General features: G+C 71.5%; 2 protein-coding genes. Both read right to left on the bottom strand.

Going from position 1 to position 1,692, the window contains the following annotated elements; all coding sequences use genetic code 11:
- Nucleotides 1-13: 13 nt before the first annotated feature.
- Nucleotides 14-1,438, bottom strand: coding sequence for a UDP-N-acetylmuramate--L-alanine ligase (murC, locus tag AC5RV2_RS17705; protein ID WP_494093416.1), 1,425 nt, complete (start codon nt 1,436-1,438; stop codon nt 14-16).
- Nucleotides 1,425-1,692: glycosyltransferase (locus AC5RV2_RS17700; RefSeq protein WP_494093415.1), on the bottom strand; the 268-nt coding region annotated here is incomplete at its 5' end. The genes AC5RV2_RS17700 and murC, both read right to left, overlap by 14 nt.

Here is a 1,692-nt window from a genome sequence, read left to right as displayed (position 1 = left end):
GGCTTGCGCGGACTCATCGCGCCGCCGCTGCGGCCTGCCCCAGGGCCTCGACCAGCACCGGCCCGTATTGGGTCACGTCGCCGGCGCCGACGGTCAGCACGATGTCCCCGGGCCGGGAACGGGCAACAATGTCCCGCACCGCCCGCCCCGGATCCGGTGCATAGCTGCCGGGAGCGAGCCGGCTGGTGATCAGTTCGCTGGTGACGCCCGGGATCGGATCTTCGCGGGAGGCGTAGATATCGAGGACGGTCGCAGAATCGGCCAGTTGCAGGGCCCGGGCGAACTCCGCGGCGAATTCCCGGGTGCGGGAAAACAGATGCGGCTGGAACAGGACATGCACCGCATGCCCGCCGGCCACCTTGCGGGCGGCCGTGAGGGCCGCGTGGACCTCGGTGGGGTGGTGTGCGTAGTCGTCGAACACGCGCACCCCTGCCGCCGTGCCCTTGGCCTCGAACCGCCTGGCTGCTCCGGTGAACCCGGCCAGTCCCTCGGCTGCGGTGGCCGGGTCGATGCCCTGGGTGATGGCCACGGCGAGGGCGGCGGCGGCATTGCGGATGTTGTGCTCGCCCGGCACCTGCAGCCGCAGCGTGCAGCTGCCGCCGGGGTATTCGATCCTGCTGGTGCTCCCCGAGCCGGCGAAGACGGTGTCTGCGACGCGCACCTGGGCGTCGGCCGCGTAGCCGTAGCCCAGCACGCGGCCTGATGCGCCGGACGCCGCCGTCCGTTCCGCCAGGGCGCGGGCGCCGTCGTCGTCGAGGCAGGCCACCAGGGTGCCGTCGGCCGGAAGCAGTGCGGTGAACCGGTCGAAGGAGGCGTACACGGCTTCGGCCGACCCGTAGTGGTCCAGGTGGTCGGCCTCCACGTTGGTCACCACGATGACCTGCGGATTGTAGTTGAGGAACGACCCGTCGGATTCGTCGGCTTCGGCGACGAACAGTTCGCCCCGCCCGTGGGCGGCGTTGACGCCGAGCGCCGCCACATCGCCGCCGATGGCGAACGAGGGTTCGCAGCCGGCCGCCTGCAGCATCACGGTCGCCATGGCCGTGGTGGTGGTCTTGCCGTGGGTGCCGCCGACGGCGATCAGCCGCTTCCCCTCCATCGCGGCGGCCAGCGCCACGGAACGGTGCACGATGTTCATGCCGGCGGCGGCTGCGGCCTGCAGTTCGGGGTTCTCCGACCGGATGGCGGTGGAGACTACCACCGTGTCCGCGCCGGCGACATGGGCGGCCTCGTGGCCCACGAAGACGTTGGCGCCGAGGGCCTCCAGCTGGCGCAGGACCGCCGAGTCGCGCGCGTCCGAACCGGAGACCGGCACGCCGCGGGCCAGCAGGATCCGGGCGATGGCGGACATTCCGGCGCCGCCCAATCCAATGAAGTGCACGGCGCCGAGGTCGCCGAACGGCAGCCGGGCGGTGGTGTGGAAATCAGTGGCTTTCATCTGTGTTCCTCCCTGCTGCCTCGAGCACCAATTGTGCCATTCGGGTGTCTGCGTCGCGGATTCCCAGGGCGTGTGCCGCGGCGGACATCTGCTGCAGCCGCTCCGGGTTTTGCAGCAGGGGGATTAGTTCGTCCGTGACCCAGCGGGGTGTGAACCCGCCGTCGCGGACCAGCACGGCCCCGCCCGCGGCCACGAGGGAGGCCGCGTTCAGGGCCTGTTCGCCGTTGCCGTGCGGCAGCGGCACCAGCACGGAC

Source organism: Arthrobacter sp. Y3225116, from assembly GCF_059091245.1.
Note: the sequence above shows the minus strand (reverse complement) of the source record. Positions and strands in the feature narration are given on the sequence as shown.